This is a genomic window from Rheinheimera sp. D18 (assembly GCF_004345025.1).
GTDB classification, from domain to species: Bacteria; Pseudomonadota; Gammaproteobacteria; order Enterobacterales; family Alteromonadaceae; genus Alishewanella; species Alishewanella metallidurans.
In genome coordinates this window covers 2,957,195-2,974,340 of the sequence record NZ_CP037745.1, presented here as the reverse complement: position 1 = coordinate 2,974,340, position 17,146 = coordinate 2,957,195, and the positions used below count along the sequence as shown (strand labels likewise).

At 40.7% G+C, this 17,146-nt stretch carries 15 protein-coding genes, 1 tRNA gene and 1 pseudogene; 9 read left to right on the top strand and 8 right to left on the bottom strand.

Features of this window, described 5'->3' with window-relative positions:
• Positions 1-4: 4 nt before the first annotated feature.
• Positions 5-1,924, bottom strand: a complete 1,920-nt coding sequence (locus E0Z06_RS13880; protein ID WP_132585887.1) for an ATP-binding protein — start codon at positions 1,922-1,924, stop codon at positions 5-7.
• A 169-nt stretch (positions 1,925-2,093) separates the two neighbouring features.
• Here E0Z06_RS13880 and E0Z06_RS13875 point away from each other — a divergent pair.
• A tRNA-Arg gene (locus tag E0Z06_RS13875) sits at positions 2,094-2,170 on the top strand.
• Positions 2,171-2,256: 86 nt separating this feature from the next.
• Here the strand turns inward: E0Z06_RS13875 and E0Z06_RS13870 are convergent.
• Entirely contained in the window at positions 2,257-2,532 is a 276-nt protein-coding gene (locus E0Z06_RS13870) for a hypothetical protein (RefSeq protein WP_132585884.1), read from the bottom strand.
• 73 nt (positions 2,533-2,605) lie between these two features.
• Between E0Z06_RS13870 and E0Z06_RS13865 the strand changes: the two genes are divergently transcribed.
• The 8 genes from E0Z06_RS13865 (at position 2,606) to E0Z06_RS13830 (ending at position 10,212) form a co-directional block, all read left to right on the top strand.
• Complete coding sequence (locus E0Z06_RS13865; RefSeq protein ID WP_132585881.1) at positions 2,606-3,793, top strand: hypothetical protein; 1,188 nt, start codon at positions 2,606-2,608, stop codon at positions 3,791-3,793.
• Between the two features lie 28 nt (positions 3,794-3,821).
• Positions 3,822-4,904, top strand: coding sequence for a hypothetical protein (locus tag E0Z06_RS13860; protein WP_132585878.1), 1,083 nt, complete (start codon positions 3,822-3,824; stop codon positions 4,902-4,904).
• 26 nt (positions 4,905-4,930) lie between these two features.
• Positions 4,931-5,590: a hypothetical protein gene (locus tag E0Z06_RS13855; protein WP_132585875.1), complete on the top strand. Its 660-nt coding sequence runs from the start codon at positions 4,931-4,933 to the stop codon at positions 5,588-5,590.
• 9 nt (positions 5,591-5,599) lie between these two features.
• Positions 5,600-7,087: a CsgG/HfaB family protein gene (locus E0Z06_RS13850; protein ID WP_132585872.1), complete on the top strand. Its 1,488-nt coding sequence runs from the start codon at positions 5,600-5,602 to the stop codon at positions 7,085-7,087.
• Positions 7,071-7,685 carry a hypothetical protein gene (locus tag E0Z06_RS13845; RefSeq protein ID WP_132585869.1) on the top strand — a complete coding sequence of 205 codons (615 nt, stop codon included), beginning with the start codon at positions 7,071-7,073 and terminating at the stop codon, positions 7,683-7,685. The genes E0Z06_RS13850 and E0Z06_RS13845 overlap by 17 nt, the downstream gene beginning before the upstream one ends.
• Positions 7,675-8,253: a hypothetical protein gene (locus tag E0Z06_RS13840; protein ID WP_132585866.1), complete on the top strand. Its 579-nt coding sequence runs from the start codon at positions 7,675-7,677 to the stop codon at positions 8,251-8,253. Before E0Z06_RS13845 ends, E0Z06_RS13840 begins: the two co-directional genes overlap by 11 nt.
• A gap of 349 nt (positions 8,254-8,602) precedes the next feature.
• Entirely contained in the window at positions 8,603-8,926 is a 324-nt protein-coding gene (locus E0Z06_RS13835; RefSeq protein ID WP_132585863.1) for a helix-turn-helix transcriptional regulator, read from the top strand.
• Complete coding sequence (locus E0Z06_RS13830; RefSeq protein ID WP_132585860.1) at positions 8,923-10,212, top strand: type II toxin-antitoxin system HipA family toxin; 1,290 nt, start codon at positions 8,923-8,925, stop codon at positions 10,210-10,212. The genes E0Z06_RS13835 and E0Z06_RS13830 overlap by 4 nt, the downstream gene beginning before the upstream one ends.
• A 753-nt stretch (positions 10,213-10,965) precedes the next feature.
• Here E0Z06_RS13830 and E0Z06_RS13825 read toward each other — a convergent pair.
• From E0Z06_RS13825 to E0Z06_RS13800, 6 genes and pseudogenes are all read right to left on the bottom strand, one after another.
• A complete protein-coding gene (locus E0Z06_RS13825) occupies positions 10,966-12,261 on the bottom strand; it encodes a type II toxin-antitoxin system HipA family toxin (protein ID WP_132585857.1) in 1,296 nt (431 codons plus the stop codon).
• Positions 12,261-12,599 carry a hypothetical protein gene (locus E0Z06_RS13820; protein ID WP_132585854.1) on the bottom strand — a complete coding sequence of 113 codons (339 nt, stop codon included), beginning with the start codon at positions 12,597-12,599 and terminating at the stop codon, positions 12,261-12,263. The genes E0Z06_RS13825 and E0Z06_RS13820 overlap by 1 nt, the downstream gene beginning before the upstream one ends.
• A 405-nt stretch (positions 12,600-13,004) precedes the next feature.
• On the bottom strand, positions 13,005-13,259 hold the full coding sequence (locus tag E0Z06_RS13815) for a helix-turn-helix domain-containing protein (protein WP_132585851.1): 255 nt from the start codon (positions 13,257-13,259) through the stop codon (positions 13,005-13,007).
• 243 nt (positions 13,260-13,502) lie between these two features.
• Positions 13,503-13,733 (bottom strand): annotated as a pseudogene (locus tag E0Z06_RS15810) (type II toxin-antitoxin system HipA family toxin); the annotation flags it as partial.
• Positions 13,734-13,770: 37 nt separating this feature from the next.
• Complete coding sequence (locus tag E0Z06_RS13805) at positions 13,771-15,588, bottom strand: DEAD/DEAH box helicase (RefSeq protein WP_132585848.1); 1,818 nt, start codon at positions 15,586-15,588, stop codon at positions 13,771-13,773.
• Between the two features lie 201 nt (positions 15,589-15,789).
• Positions 15,790-17,145 carry a HipA domain-containing protein gene (locus tag E0Z06_RS13800; protein WP_132585845.1) on the bottom strand — a complete coding sequence of 452 codons (1,356 nt, stop codon included), beginning with the start codon at positions 17,143-17,145 and terminating at the stop codon, positions 15,790-15,792.
• Position 17,146 lies beyond the last annotated feature (1 nt).

Genomic DNA, 17,146 nt, shown 5'->3' with positions numbered 1-17,146 from the left:
GGGTTTATAGCTGTAACGCTGCAATATAGGGTAAATCGAAATAGAAGCAGCTGCCATGTTGTGGTGCTGGTTTATAACCCATATTACCCTGCATCTGGCTAATTAAGCTGTAGCTAATGGCCAAACCTAGCCCTGTGCCGGCATAGGCGCGGCTATCTGAGCTATCTGCTTGGTTAAAGCGGCTAAATAATAACGGCACAAAGTGCTCTGCTACACCGTTACCTTGATCTTGCACCTGCAGCCTAATGTTATCTGCAACTACGCTAATGCTTATAGAGACGCTGGTTTTTGCTGGTGAAAACTTTATCGCATTACTCAATAAGTGCTGCACCACGTGCTGTAAATGTGCGGCATCGGCATTTACGTTAATCTGTTGTAGTTGTTCTGGGCATTCCAGCATTAGCGGCGTATCAGGATGCAGTAGCTGCGTTTGCTCAACACATTGCTGCACTAACGGTAATAATGCAACGGGCACAAGTTCGACATTGAGTGTACCGCTGGTTATCTTTTCTACATTCAGTAAATCGTTTACTAACTCAGTAAGCTGATGGCAGTTGGCTTGCGCCAGTTGTAACATACGCTGTTGCGATGGGTTAAGCGCGCCTAACGCACCTGACACCGACAAACCCAGTACGCCGTTTATTGATGTCAGAGGGGTGCGCAGTTCGTGGCTAATGGTAGAAATAAACTGCTGTTTTAATTGTTCAGTTTTGTGGCGCTCGGATAAATCTCTAAGTACCAATAGCTGTTTTTGTTGTTGCTGTAGCGTGATCTGGCTGCGCAGCACCATTATTGGAAATAAACTGTTATCGCGTCGCCGGCCTTGAGTTTCAAACTCAGTTTTAGCGCTAGACGTGGCACTATATAACTCATCTAAGCGTTCTGGCTGCGCTAAAAGCTCTGACCAATGCATGCCCGGCAGCGTATTCGCCGCATAGCCAAACATCGGATAACACGACATGTTAACTTGCTCTATGCTGCCATCTAACGAGGTAGTAATAATGGCGTCGTTTACGTTATCCATCATGCTGCGTAAATACAGCTTACTTTGCTGTTGTGCCGCGGCACTTAAGCGGAGCTTTTGCCAAGAAATAAGCAGCCAAGCTAACAAAACAATAAGCAGTACTGTGCCAGTATATGCCGCTATGCGAATGTACCATACCCGATCTGGCGGTTTAGCCAATGAACGTACCGCCATTTGCCATAAAGCACCGCGTAAATTAATGCTCAGCAACAGGCTGTCATCATAAAATAAGCGGTTATCGCCATAAAATACCGTACCGCCGTGGCCAAGCTCCGACAAGTTACGAATGGCAACCTGCACATCTTGCTCTGTGGTTTGTTTTTCTAATAAAGCCCACACTGAATTTATATCAACAACCGTACTAATAAGGCCCCAATATTTATCGATGCCCAAGTACACAGGTATGCGGTAAATAAAGGCAATACCGCCCTGAGTTAAATCAACAGGCCCTACTAACCGCGCCTCATGCTGGGCAATAATGCTGGCTATTTCTGGCCACTGCTCGGTTAAATCGGGATAGTACAAACCAATGGCTTGTTCATTACCTAACGTAGGGTAAATAAAACGCAGTGTATTTTGCGGCGCGACACTAATATTGCGAATATGCCTAGCCTGCCGCGCTAAATCCGGCAGTAGCATATTTAATTCTCTATCTGAAATATTGCCGTTATTGGCCTGTATGTGCGCAGTAAGACCCAGCGTAAGATAAAGTGGAATACTAAGTTCAGATTCAATAAGCGCACGTAACTGCCCCGCACTGGTCACCTCGTGCCGAAACTGCAAGCTACGAGCATGCTGCTGCTCATGTTGCACTAAGGTTTCGGTGGCCAATATGGCGCAAAGTAGCAGCACTAATAACAACAGGCATTGCCAAAAAGATAACAGAAATTTATTACTCATTAGCCAATGCGCAGTACCAAAATTAATAATTAGCACCACTCTATCGCTAAGCGGTTGAACTTGTAAATACGTTGCCCAATTCTAACTGCGGAAAAAACGCGCTGATAAGCAATAGACAGGCAGGTTAAGGCTGTCTATAATGCGCAACTTCTGTATAACAGCAGATTACGCACCCGTAGCTCAGCTGGATAGAGTACTGCCCTCCGAAGGCAGGGGTCCCGCGTTCGAATCGCGGCGGGTGCGCCATAAAACATCAAAACCACCTTTTTTAGCATGGCTAATGTTAGCGCGTTGTTCGACAAAGCGAAGGGAATACTTTTTAACGGATCTATCTACTCACAAAAGTAAGCAATTTCACAAGCACTCCCATCGCACTGCTGGTTGCCTCTAACTGCCTTTTTATTTATATGTTTGCAATGTTCAATAGCGTATTTATTTATTATTGTTTCATGTTCTTGGTTTAGGCTAAAACTGAATCTAATTATAGAATCATTAGCAATTAAAACACTACTGCCCTTATTTAGCGTAGAGTCTGTATTTGTACAGCTTATTGTTAAAAAAATCATATTTATTAGTAATATATATGTTAATATTTTTGTGTTTTTCATTTTTATCTTTCCTTTCTTTATTTAATTTGTTAACTGTATTAAGTTCCAATTATAAAAACTAGACGAAGGCTTAATGCAACAAACAAAAAATATAATAATCGCGTTGCTTGGTATAGTTATTTTTTTTACTTGCTTGCCAACTCACGCTGCAAAATTTAAGCCCTCTGTAGCTTGGTCTGGCGTTGGGTTTTCGGGCAACTGGAATGATCGTGAAATAAACTACCCTTTTACTAGTCAGTTTTTTTGCTTACAAAACTGCACCAAAGATAATTCTGTTGAGATGTGGGCGCGCGAGAGGATGATACAAACTGACACATTACGTGAGACTGGTTTTGAATTACATTTAGGGCTTATAGATGATAAAGCGATAGAGAAAATTGGTTTAGCCATTGCAATTTCGAATGAGTCTATTGTATTTGAAAAGTTAAAGATTGGAAATAAAGTTTCTTTTTTAACTAACTATAGTATTACAGGAAGTGCTTTATTCTTTGATCTTGCAAGTAAAAAGCTTATTTATTCAGTTCCTCTTATTACTCGTTACACCACTGTATATGACACACTTCCAGAGGCATCAGTTCAAAAAGAGACATTACGGAGTATGCTTCAAAATAATAGCTTAGGTATCAACTTTTTTGACGAGATGACCACACGGCTGGGAGATGTTGATTTTAAAACGTCACCCACTGCCTATCTAAAAATAACGGATGCTCGCTTTAGTGAGGAAGCACAAGACCAATTTAGCAAAGAATTTAATATAGCTCTTGCTCAGCAGTTTCTTGCGACGTTTTACGAAAGTGTTTTTATACGAGAAACAGGTTATGCACTTATACCTAACTCGATTGGACACGCTGTTGGTAATAAAATTGCGACACGTTTACCCAGTGGAGATTTAACTATTGAGCTTCCAGAGCCAGGTTATTCAATGACAGTGAATGTTGCTAAGCTTCTTTATCAGCGTAAAAAAGGTAAAGGTTCGGATTCATTTTGCTGGGGCGCACGTGTGGAATGGCGCCTTGAAGAGCTTGTTTTCGGTAAGGAAACTATAGGAGCAGTAGATCTTAAAAATGTAAATTGTGCTGTTGCAGGACAAGATTCAATTCTTTCGAATGATTCAGAATATATGAAGCTTGTAATGAGTATGTTAGAGAAATATGCGATGCAGTTTAAAAAGCAAGAGCCTGAGTGGATAAAAAAATATACTGACAACCCAAAAAACACAAGTTTAGCAATAAAAAAATTACATCAGATTTTTGCATATTAATAAATAGAATTAATAACAGGAAGATACTATGAAGCTTAATATACTCCCCTTGCTGATCACATGTTTGTTGTTTGTTTCACTAGTTATTGAAGCAAAAGAGGTTCGTGGTGTGGGCTCTGTAAAATACTCTATGTTTAACAAAGATGTACAGCCAGAAGCGATTGAATTAGCTAAGCTTGATGCATGGAAAAGTTATACCGCTTCTTTTACTTCAGCACAAATGGCAATGTATCAATCTAACTTAAAGAGTCAATTTACAACTGAACTTCCAAATTTAATATCTAATGTTCGTGTAGAAGCGGAAAAAAATGATAAAAAAGCGAAAGTATTAAATATCGCAATTCGTGCTGAAATTAATGATGCATTAGTATCTGACATTTTTCGGCGTAACTCTGCTGCAGCAAATCAAAATTATAAAGCAGCTTCAAATTTTGGCTCATTATTCCTTGCAAAAGTTGTTGTATCACAAAAACGTTTTGATGAGCGCCGTACTGAGGTCCTGAGCACTAAAACACAATCAACCCTTGATGAAGATTATGCCAGTGACAACAATTCATCTATTGATAGTGCATCAAACAGTGAAATGAGTGTTCGTGAAACAGGCGGTAGCAGTGTTAGTAAACGCGCCCAAACAGAATATAGCGTAAATGAAGATTATAACGCTGCCTTAGCCGACATAGTAAGTGAGCGCTTAGAGAGTGCTGGATACTCGCCACTTGAATATGTTGAACTTACCGACTGTGGTGCCCCTTTTATTGAAGATGTTTATGGCGAGTTTCGCAGCAATGCTTCAATGAGCTCTCGGATGGAAAAGTCTATTCGTGATGCCGCAGTAGTGTGTAGTTGGTCTTATATTGGTATTGGTTCTGTCACATTAAGTGGTCACAGAACTGACTCAGCAACCGGGCTTCGAGCTGTTGATGCTAATGTTGCCTATTCAGTATGGAATATTGAAGATGGTCGTGCGCGTCGAGTAGCATCAGTGCGCAATAAAACACATACAGCAACGCATCAAAGTGAACTAGCAGCAGAGCAGGAGGCGGTTATTAGAGCTGCTGAATATGCGTTAGATATTGTTATTTCAACGCTTCAACAAAAAAGTGTTCGTTAAATAAAACATCATAAAGGAATGTAAATATGTCTAAAAAATTTGTAAAGTTACTTAGTATTGCCGCACTATCATTATCCGTTGCAGCGTTAGTGGCTCCTGTATCAGCCCAAAATTTTGGTTTTGGTAAAAAGAAGGAAAGCACAGTTAATTGGGATAGCATCAGTGGCGAGTCAGATGCGGCATTAAAGAACCTCTACACAGGACAAGCTAATCTGTCCAAAGCTGTTGCTGACTTGGCAGATATTCTTGAATTAAAAGATGAAGCTGCGGGTTTACGTGCTTCAGCACAAACCGTTAGTGAATGTGGTGCTAGTACATGTTCAGAGTTCTCTGAGGTTACCGAGAAAGATGCAAAAGTACAGGCTCAGGTAGTACAGGAGCTTGAAAAGAAAGCAGATTCACTTTCTGATGCTCAAAAAGAAAAAGCAGGTGATGCACTTAAAAATTATGTGGCTGGCGGCATAATGTTTGCAGCAGGGCTTAAGGATGGGAAGCGTCTTGGCGAGCTTGCTGCTGATGCTCCAATGCTTAAAAAAACCAAGTTTATCGGTTTACTAAAAGCAGTGCCAACGGCAACTAAGGGTGGTGCAAATTTGGTACAAACAGCACCTGTTCTTTTCAAAATTGCTACTGCTGCTGATATCAAACAGCCTGAAGGCAAAGATGAATTAATGAACATGTTATAGGAATCATAAATGAAATCGGTAACTAGTTGGTGGCTACACAAGTGTAATTATGGGGTTATTCTTGCTGCGATTGTATCATTTCATCTTAACGCGCAGAGTGCTTGTGATGACATGATGAGAGAGGCGGACGCTGTTAGTGGCGCTATTCCTAAGTTTGAAAATGGCCAATTAGTTTCCGTTTCTATTTATGCAGACGCCGCGTTTATAAATGCTAAGCCTAGCCTTATCGGCAATGCAAGAACCCAAGCTGAAATGCAAGCAAAATCTTTTTTAAGCGCTTTTTTTGAAGAGCAAATACATACAGGCACATTACATCAAGCGCTAGTTAAAAATACTGAGTTAACAAGTGGTGAGGGGATAACAGAATCTCAAGCCTTAGAGATTCGCCAAACGGTTAATTATATTACGTCTAGTAGTTCAGCTGTTTTACGTGGCGTCGTTAAGTTAGATGAATGCGTAGATACAGAGCAAAAGTTTATTTTAGTGCGTATGGGCTGGAAACCTAGCCACGCTTTACAAAGTAATCAGCATCAAGCACAAGAAGTGCAAGCGCAAACACAGCCATCATCCAGCCTTAATGTAGGTGGCATACAATATATGGAATTGGAAACTATAGGTACTGGTACAAAATATGATGATGCAGTTCGTAGCGGTTTACGCTCTGCTGTTGCACAAGTTTTTGGTGAAGCATTTGCATCTAGTTCAGAGGTAACAAACCAAGTTGATACGCTTGAAATAAGTGATTCAAAGGGGAGTGAAGCTGCTCTAGCTATAGAAAGTCGAAGCACTAATGAATCTAGTACCAGTAAAACTTCTGGTGTTATTCACCAATATCGCATTTTACAAGTTGAAGAAACAAGTCAAGGTTATGAAGCAACACTAAAAGTAGTGCTTGCCAGATATCAAAGTGGCTTGGATAAATCAAAACAAAATATTGTAGTGTTGCCCACCCTTTCAAGCTCTGCGCATAAGAATATTGCCATCTTAATTCAGCAACATTTAGAGCGGTCTTTGTCAAACTCCAAAAAATTTAATTTATTAGATCGTGAGTTTATTAATTTAGCTAATAACGAGCTTGGTTATATTGCGTCAGGTAATAGCCCTATTGAAGAGTTATCTAGGCTAGGAAACCAAGTTGGGGCAGATTTACTGATTATTACTGAAATAACAAATTACAGCGTGAATATCACTGAACGGCAAGTAGGTGACCGTAATATTACTCGTGGTGAACTAAGCGCCAGTGTTCGTATTAAAGCCATTAACCCTGCTACATCTGAAATCGTAATAAGTGACATTGTTAGCTTGGTAGGACATCGTGTACCAAAACCCAGCTTAAAAAGTTATGCAGATATTATTACGCATCAACTGAGTTCAAAGCTTATAACTAGCCCAGTTAAAGAAGGTGCTGATAAAAATAAAGCAGACGTAAATAAAACGAAAAATCGTATTAGCGAAAAGCAAAATAAAATGGAGAAAGAATATGAAGATGAATGGTAAAATTATACTAGTAGTTGCACTTATGACCGCATCTAGTGCAGCATATGCCGACGCTTGCGATGCTATGGTCGCAGAAAGCGAAGCGATATCTGGCGTTGTACCTAAGTTTGACGAAAATGGTAAATTACAATCTATCTCAATGTATGCTGAAGCAACATTTATAGTCGCTAAACGTAGCTTAATTCGCACAGCTAGAGATGAAGCTGAGCTTCGTGCAAAATCAGAGCTAGCCAAGTTTTTTGAAGAAGGAATCAAAAGTGACGAGTTAATCGATTCATTAACTGAACAAACTGAAAAAACAGATGGTGCGGGTAATTCTGAAGCTTTAGCTGTTGAAATTAAAAGAGCGGCAGAAACAATAAGTAGTAATACATCAGCAGTGTTATCAGGAATTGTTAAGCTAGATGAATGTGTAGATGACGAAAATAAGTTTATAATGGTTCGTATGGGTTGGAAACCTGAGTACTCGGCAATTGCCCAAGAGGCCAAGGCCAGTTCACAAGGTAATAATGAAACCAAAGCTCAAGCAGTAGAAAAACAAAAAATAAAAGAAGCTAGTGGTTATCGTAAAAAAAGTAAGTTAGCTGATGACTTCTAAACTTGCATTTGCAATATTAACGGTATCGGTATGGTGGGGATTTATCTCGCCAGCCCATGCCGGCTGCGTAGACCGTATAACAAGTAATATAGCTAATAACTTTACTAGCGCTATCATGTGCAGTAATACATTATCAAGCCCATCCTATCAAATTAGTTACTATGAAAGTAGTGATGTCGCTTTTTCTATGTTTAGTTTTGATAAGCTTAATGCTGGCTGGATTTGTATCAACTACGGAGAGATTGAAGGAGAAAACTTAAAATGCACAAGTTCAGGCTTGCGCAGAACTCCGTCAGAGGTAAAGAATGGGGGCAGTAAAGTACAAATATTTGATTGGAAGATAGTTTCTGATTTAAAAAAATTCAGTGCTATCTTCGATGATAAGATGGAATTCCAAACGGCTAAAAGTACCGAGCAAGCAGTAAAGGAGGGGTGTTTTGTTGGCTTACGCGATGATGAAATCTACATGGCTTATAACAGTGACGCTATTTATCCGTTAAGTAATTGTTTGTTTGCGTTTGAAAAGTTTTTAGGCAGCAATCCTAAAGTTGGCTTAAAGTTACGCTAATAAAAATAATAATTTAGACGCATTAGTCTCAGATTTAATCTGACGCACTTCTTACAGAAAGTGAGCAGGCAGCAGCTGCAAGGTCAGAATAATGAATAAGGATAGCCCGTATTAGCTGCATTAACTCAATTCAGCCTCCACTTTACAGCCTTGTTTAGTTTTTAATCGCCATTATCGTTTAGTTTTTAATTATAGCGTCAATTATCCAGCTAAAGAGAAATAGCGCCATATGTATTGCTTATTGCTAGCGGAGAGTGATAAAAAACAGAAAGAAACACATATGTTGCCATAACGGCGAATAGCAACTAATATGTTTCTTATTGGCTGATTGAAATTGAAGACTTTTATTATGCAATCATTACTTGAACAGATAAAAAAACGCCGAATAACATTAGGTTTTAAACAACACGATATGATGCTGCAAGTAGGGATATCGCGTCAGCAATATCAGAGACTAGAATCGAAAGGCAACCCGCGACTTGATACGCTTGAACTAATAGCTAAAGGGCTTAAAAGTGAAATATTACTTATCCCAAATGAAAAGCTTAATGCCGTGATAGCGTTACTTTGCGAAGGATCTACTCCATCCATGGATGCATCTCCATCTGATAATGAGAAAAGTAAGCTTTTAACTGATGATCCATGGCAAGGACTGCTGGGGGAAAATGAATGAGCACTGATACAAATAAAGGGGTAAATGTATTAAAGATTACCCTGCATGGTGAACTTGTAGGCTACCTTGCGGGTTATAAAAGTGGACGCAACATATTGACTATTGCAGATGGATTTAAAAAAAATCCAGAGCGACCCACATTTAGCTTAATTACCCATCCAAAATTTCCAAATGCGATTAAACTTATGTCAGAGCCATGGTCACGGAACCAGCGTCTGCATCCTATCCTGTCAAACTTACTTCCTGAAGGTGCTTTACGTGAATTGATTGCACAAGGTCTTAAAGTACATGTTGATAATGAGTTTTACATACTTGCATATCTAGGTGCGGATTTACCCGGTGCCATAGAGGCCAAGCCGCTGGAGCCTGAGGACATCCCTAACTATGTACTAAATACACACGGCAATGCTAAAGCAATAAAATTTGATAGCGTCAACCACGCCAATAAATTTTCGTTGGCTGGCGTTCAAATGAAATTTTCTATGAAAGAAAAAGATGGCCGTTACAATTTAACCAAAGGCGATGAGTTAGGAGACTGGATTATTAAGACGCCATCGACCAGACATAAATTTGTACCACTTAACGAATATACAGCCATGTCTCTTGCGGGGCTAGTTGATATTGATATACCAGAAATAAAGTTAGTTGAACTTAATAAGCTCGATAACCTGCCACAAATCAATTTACCTAATGAGGAGATGGCATTTGCCATCAGGCGATTTGACCGTAAAGACAACCAACGTATTCATATGGAAGATTTTGCACAAATTTTAGTGAAGTATCCACATGAAAAATACACATCAGCTAATTATGAAATTATCGGTAAAGTCATTTATGGCTTTTCTGGTGATGCACTTGCTGATGCTCAGCAGTTCGCAAGGCGATTATTGGTGAATATACTTTTGGCCAATGGCGATGCACACCTCAAGAATTGGAGCTTTTTGTATCCAGACAAGATCACACCGCGACTATCACCAGCTTATGATATTGTAACAACCAGCGTGTATATCGAAAATGAAACTCAGTTTGCACTTAATTTTGGCAAAACTAAGGAGTGGTATGACGCATCATTTATGCATTTTCAAGCTTGGTCAGATAAATCAGGTATTCCTTGGCGGGCAATTAAACCCCATCTGGAAGATACATTGACTAAAGCAAGAGCGCTTTGGCCTACAGCACTTGAATCACTGCCAATGAATAATGAGCATAAAGCTGGGTTAAAAGCGCACTGGAGCAAACTTCATGATGATTTTAAAATTTATGCCTTACCTAAAGACAAAAATTGAATCGCTAGAGTTAGCAATTTAGATCAGATTAGCTTAAAAACTGTCGATAATTTTCGACATGAAAACTCAGATGTTTTTTATTGATTATAAATTTTTGTCGGGGAAAGGGTCAATTTCGACGCTTGGATTGACATTTATTTGTGCCCAAAAATGTGCCCAAATGTGCCAAAATGGTGTTATTTTAAGGGTTTAATTTTATTTTGATAACTATATCTGTATGATAAATAAGATTTTTAATTATTTTTGTGTGGTTTTGATTGTCCTCCGAAGGCAGGGGTCCCGCGTTCGAATCGCGGCGGGTGCGCCATATAAATCAAGGCCTTAGCTGAAAAGTAAGGCCTTTTTTTATGCGCCGTGACCAAACGGTGACCATGTTGTGACCATGCTATTTCTACATGGCTAAGACAAAGCTCCAATCTGACTCCTGCTCGTTAAACGTGGCAAAGTCAGAGACATGATTAGATATAAATTGTTATTAATTGGTGTCAATCTAATACTAACGCATCAAAGCGGGTGTAACTCGCTCTTCATAAAGCCTTTCTAAAGCCTCGTTAATTGTAATCTCTTCATCTTCACTAAGGTAACGTTTAACTTGTAGTGGTCTAATAAAACCGGACACCAATTTAAATGGTAAGATTACCACGTTAAGAGAGGTGTTTAATTACCCAAACCACAGTAATACACCTGCAAAAGCTGAGGAGATATCTAATTTACTGTCCGGAAATACGATCAATTTAAACGTCAGCTGCCACATTACAGCCAAGGGCGTGACATGGTTGCCATTCGCGCTTGAATGCGTTTGAGCATGACGAGCTTAAGTTCGTCAAAACCTAGTACACTATCAAATGCCTTGTCCAAATTTTGCGACACCTTTTTAACCAAAGAATGGATCAGTTTCTTTGAGATCTTTTGGTCCAGCCCCAGTTGGGCTGCAAACGCCACAAAATCATGTTCAGTGTAATAGCCGTAGTTGTCGTATGAACTGGTGCTTTTGGCGTCTTTTACTTCACTTTCCGTGAGCCAGATACTCAACTCTGTCCCGTCGTACTCTTTGTATGACGCTACTGATACCATGTCATAGACTTTTGAAAATCCGGTCGCAGTATCACTATCGAGCGGTCTGACCAGGCTCAAGTTTTTCATGTGTAAATCGTTATTCCCAACCAGGTACGCCATGAGCACCTGCAAAAAACCATCCCGAAGCACTTGAGCGTGGTAACCGCAGCTTGCATGGGCAACTTTCAATGCGTGTTCGTAGGATAATGCCTCGCTACTTTTATTCCCGGGCGCAACATCCATGACAGAGGCCAAATCTTCGATGAATCCGAAGCTTCTGCCGGCGGTGTCTAAATCAAACCGACCAGTCACGTAGGCCTGTTCACCACAGGAGAAAGGCACAAGGGCATGATCTGCTACATTGAAACCAACCAACTGGCATAGCCGCATAATGATAAATTCATTGACCGCTAAATGGGGCAAATCTCTTGGAGATGGTTTCACGATGTATGGACCCATACCGACGCTTGCTGTCAATGTTTTCCTAGCACCAGCTTTATGAGTGAGAAACATTTTAGGCTGAACACCTGAAATGGACGCTCTGCCGAATGATCTGATGGCCACTTCATTAAATTCATCTCTGGCAAAGTCGATGGTGAAGCCTTTTAGGTTCTTCTGTGGTCGCTCAGGTATATGGTCGGCTTCTTCATCTTTAAGTAGACTCGGAAGTATCTTCACTGGTCCTATAAGCTCTGCGCCGTGCGCTAGCAGAAGGCCAAACTTATCATCTACATCGAGTCTGGCCAGCTGCGCTTGGTGACGTTTTATCCACCCCTCGCTCATTAAATTGGTGAAAAATGTCGGAAGATGGTTTTTGCGCAATGGTGCGTCAGTCAGTGGGAGGTTGGTACCAATCTTGGCAAGCCCGCTTTGTAAGTAAGTCGTATCATAACGAAATTCATATTCGTAACCTGCTTGAACCGAATACTCAGTGATAGTCCCTGCCAAGTTATCATTGCAATACACAAAACCGATCCGTGTTGTAGCGTTCATTATTTATTACCCTGACGCTTGCCGATAAAAAGCTGCAAACCCACAGCACCGATCAGACTGTTGAGCTTGCCTACAGATACCACATCTACCCGCTGTATCGCGTTGTAATAGGTTTGCATCGATACGCCGGCAAAAGCTACTAGTTCAGAGGTAGAAAGATCACCCCTGTGCGCCTCTATGCTTGATTGCACAGTCTCGATGCTGACCGGCCGATAGCCATCCATTGCTGACTGCAGCAGCTTTGCCTGTATGCTTTCGTCCAAATGTACCATTAGCTGCTGAAGCCTGTTGCGCTCTTGAACGAGCTCAGGCAATGATGCTATTTTATTTTTTGACATATTAATGCCTCAAAACATCTTTTATAAAAAAATTAATAACGCAAAATATAGTTTATTTCATTCATAGAGAAATATCACCACAAAATTGAATTTTCAGATGGTTTTTATTGGTTATTTTCATTTTTTTAAGCGCTGTAGATTAATTTATTGAATGGGAAGCCTAATTTCCTGAAAGTGTTAACGAGCAATTTCACTGGTGGTAGATTTTTCCTTGGCTGAAGAACGCCAATTATAAAGCTGGGATTTTTAGTAGTCAGTTAACTAACACATTGTTCTTGCGTCCAAGCCGAGGCTGGGCTGATCTAGACCTCCCAGATTTTACTAGCAAGTCTTTTCTGTGCTTTTAGTTCAATCGGTCGATGCAACGTCTGGGAAGTCCACATAGATATCTAGCGTTTTCATAAATCACCAACCCTCATGCCATTCGCTCGGATTAGTAGACGTTGTTTTTTCGCGTGGTGTGATGTCAATCTGAAGCTGCAAAGCCGCTAAAATTTTAAAAAAAGTCGCGAGTTTGCATGACTCCGGCTTGTTCTCAAAGTCAGAAATAGTGGCCACACGCAGCCCCACCTGCTTTGCTATCTCAGTTTGTGTGATGTTTTGGTCTTTACGATATGTTTTAATCAGATTGCTAAGTTGTTCTGGACGGGTGATGTTCATGCAACGCACTCCTGTTAAACTAGAACAATGGCAAACCTTATACGGTAAACCGTTAATTTCTTAAATTTACGCTAAAGAGTAATAACTGTCAATATACGTTAAAGCGTATATTTTTTGAATGGAAGAACAGTGCCTAGAGAAGTGACCATTGTCTCTGGTACCGATCATTTGGGTGCTCGCCATACCAAAACAGATACACCACCTATTTGTTGAAACTGACGTATGCCCCCAGCAACTTGCCAATCAGCGCAGCGGTATGACACGCAAGTGTTTGTCGATTGCGTCAATCATAGATTTGGTAAGCGCCAAATGGGCTTTTTCTTTCGGTCATACTTCACGGCAGCCCGCAACAGTTTGCTTGGCCGTATCTAACACCACCTTTTCTGGCAACATGGCTTTGGCTGCTAAGTGGGATAATTCATCCAGAGTACATTCACTGAACTTTTTACTGCGGCTAACCTTTAACGCGGCACTAACTGCTAGTGGGCTTCCCCGCGTCTATAGAGAAATTTCACGTCTTATCCGCTTTACGATAGATACCTTGATAATCAAAAATTCGTTCTTGTACCTGCCAATAACGCTTCTTTTTGCGGGCAATAACGAAATCAGGTACTGGCAATAAGGTTTTTATTGCTAGTACTTGTTCCAGTTGGCTGAATTCTTGTGGTACTTGGCTATTGGCTAAGCGCCGACCAAATAACTTATTGAAGATATTACGCTGTGCCGGTTTACTGAAATCAAACCACTCGCTAAGTTCTTCGCCGTCTTCACCGTGATAGGTAATTTTTAACCTACTTTTATGGTTGCTAAGCGTGTTATCTATCGTAGCTTCGGTATTTAAACTAATGCCAGCACAGCGAATTACCATAGCGTCTTTTAGTTTTAGTGCATCACGTAGCTGGTCATCGGGGTCAATAATGGCGTTTTTACACTGATGGCAATTACGCGCGGCAATATCATTCTCGCTGCCGCAGTGCGGGCATGCTTTAAAACGAAAGCGGTAATCGCATTGCTCAGGGCGCGGGTTAGACGCTGTAAGCTCGTTATCTTCATCAGTTTCTAATAGCCCCTGACAACGGCGGCCATAGTGTTCAATTACTTGGCCGTTACCGTTTGTTTTGCCCCAAAATATATTGGCAAAGCCACAGCCTGGGCATAATACCTGCACCGGCTCAGTGTCGGCGTTTGGTTTTTTTTCACCCACCTCAGGATGATATAAATTAATATTATTCCCCGCATAATCAATAACTAGGCAGTTTTGTTTGCCTTCGCTTAAACGTAAACCACGGCCTACAATTTGCTGATACAAACTCACTGACTGAGTAGGGCGCAAAATAGCAATAAAATCGACATGGGGCGCATCAAACCCCGTTGTAAGTACAGACACATTAACTAAATACTTTAACTGGCGCTGTTTAAAGCGCTGGATCAGCTTATCCCGCTCACGCTGCTCAGTGGCGCCGGTAATTAATGCGGTGTGTTCTGGTGGCAAATAGCCGATGATCTCCTTAGCATGATCTACTGTTGCGGCAAAAATCATCACTGCTTGGCGTTTAACGGCTAGCTCTGTCACTTGCTCAATAATGGCTTGGGTAACACGTGGGTGCTTGCTTAACAGCTGGTTCACGTCCTTGTCAGCGTACTCGCCAAAGCGGTTTTGCGTTAGCGCTGAGAAATCATATTGCGCCACCGCGGCGTCAATTAACTTAGGCTTAGTTAAATAGCCTTTATTAATCATATAAATCAGAGACAGCTCATTAATACAGTGCACAAAAGGTTTGTTCTGCTCGTCACTTTGGCTATGGCAGCTGCGCACAAAGCCACGATAATGATAACGGTAGATCCAACCCGTGCCTAAGCGATAAGGTGTGGCGGTAAGCCCCAGCACTTTAAGGCCGACATTTTGCTGGCGCAGCTGTGCAATAATACGCTGATACTGGCTGGTCTCATCGTCACTGACTCGATGACACTCATCAATAATAACTAAAGAGTATTCATCTTTAAACTGCGCTAAACTTGCCGACACAGACTGCACGCTAGCAAACGTCACCTGATAACGGTGTTCTTTACGGTTTAACCCCGCAGAGAAAATACCCCCCACTAAGCCATAACTTTGGTATTTAGCATGATTCTGCTCAACCAGCTCTTTTACGTGAGCCAGTACCAGAATTTTACGCCGTGCAAGACGCGCCAGTTCGGCAATAACTAAACTTTTACCGGCACCGGTCGGCAACACTATTACCGCAGACTCATCTGATTTACGAAAGTGCTTTACCGTGGCATCAACGGCTTCCTGTTGGTAAGGCCGCAGTTTAAAAGGCGCATTCATTTGGCATTACTTAATATGATTAGGCTCAACGCAGCCATATTAACAAATACTGCCGCTATTACTTGCCCGCCAGCAAAAAAACGCCGAACATATCAAAATGCTGTGTTGGCTGATAACTTACCCTGTGCTCTAGCCCCGCGGTAGTCCCCCTCATTTTTAATGGAAGTTAGCGGTAGAATTACGCTTAAATTAGATCACTACTTAAATATTTATTTTTGTAATATCAGTGGCTTGTGAGCGTAAGTGCCTTGTTCTAGCTAAAATGTTATCACTTACTTTATTGAGATATTCAATATCTTTAAGTGTGATAAGTGTGTCGTCTTTCATGGCGTTGATTAACTGCTTACTGGTAAGTAAATCAATAACTATATCAGCTAAGTTTATTAATAAACGTGTTAAGAGTTTTTTGTTGATGCCGCAAGTTTCTGCGAAATCAGCTAGTTGATAAGCATTTATATCGTTTGGTTCAAACTCATCGCCCATTGCCATGGCTAATACGTGTTTAAATTGATTAAACATCGCTACATTAACGAGATCGTAGCTTGGGGTAAATTTACTGGTGTTTTTATCAAAAAATATTGATATGTTTTTACCATGGCTATCGTAGTTGTTGATCATTAAGTTGAACAACTGCCAGTTGATAAGTATTTGGGTGCTTTGAGCTGGAGCACTCATTGTTTTACAAAATGCGAATAGACTCTCTAAATTTGCACCGTCTCGTATATGCTTTACGTCACGCCCGTCGCCTAAGTTTCGCTCATATTTATAGTCCCTAGGTAAATTTAATGCTTGGCAGCCATCAATAACATGCCGGCGCATAACTCTATTTATATTACTTACATATTTACGATCAAATCGAGTGACGAGGAGAGCAGGATGTTTTCCAAACCTAACAAATTTAACGTCTGCTGTAGGTAACTTTGCGGCTGCCGATAATCTCATACAAAAGTATTCATTTAGAACTAGGTTTGGGCAACTTTTTTTTTCAAATTTAATGATATGGGTTGAGCATAATAAGCCATCCCCAAACCCTATGTTATTTTGGTCGTCAATAAACACGTTTAGCTTATCTTGAACGCCTGCAACACTTAGTCGCGGTTTGTCGTCCCAAATAAGTAATCCAAGCTCTTCTTTATGATCTAAGCGCGTTTCTAACTCTTCGGGTTCTAGATGCCTGAATATAGCTTGAGAGTTTGTACTGAGTTGGTTATTTGGAGGTGATAATTTTCTAAATGTTATGGCCCCAGCAAGATCATTCCCTAGCTCTCGTACTTGTGAATAAACATTTTTTTCGGATACGCCTAAGTTTTCAGCTAGCAAGGTTCTTGCTTGGCCTTCGGGTAATGCGTTGTCAAAGTAGTTATATGCTACTTCGGGCAAATGCAAGTTATCTAAAGAGAGACTAGGTGATATTGCAAAGCCATTTTTTTGCCAATACTCATTATATTTTAACTTTAATAAGTTGGTGGTTTTATCTAGAAACAGTGTGCCTATTAATGTATCAGCATAATTAACATCTAAAGAATATGCTGATTCGAGTTTAACTTTAGTATTCATA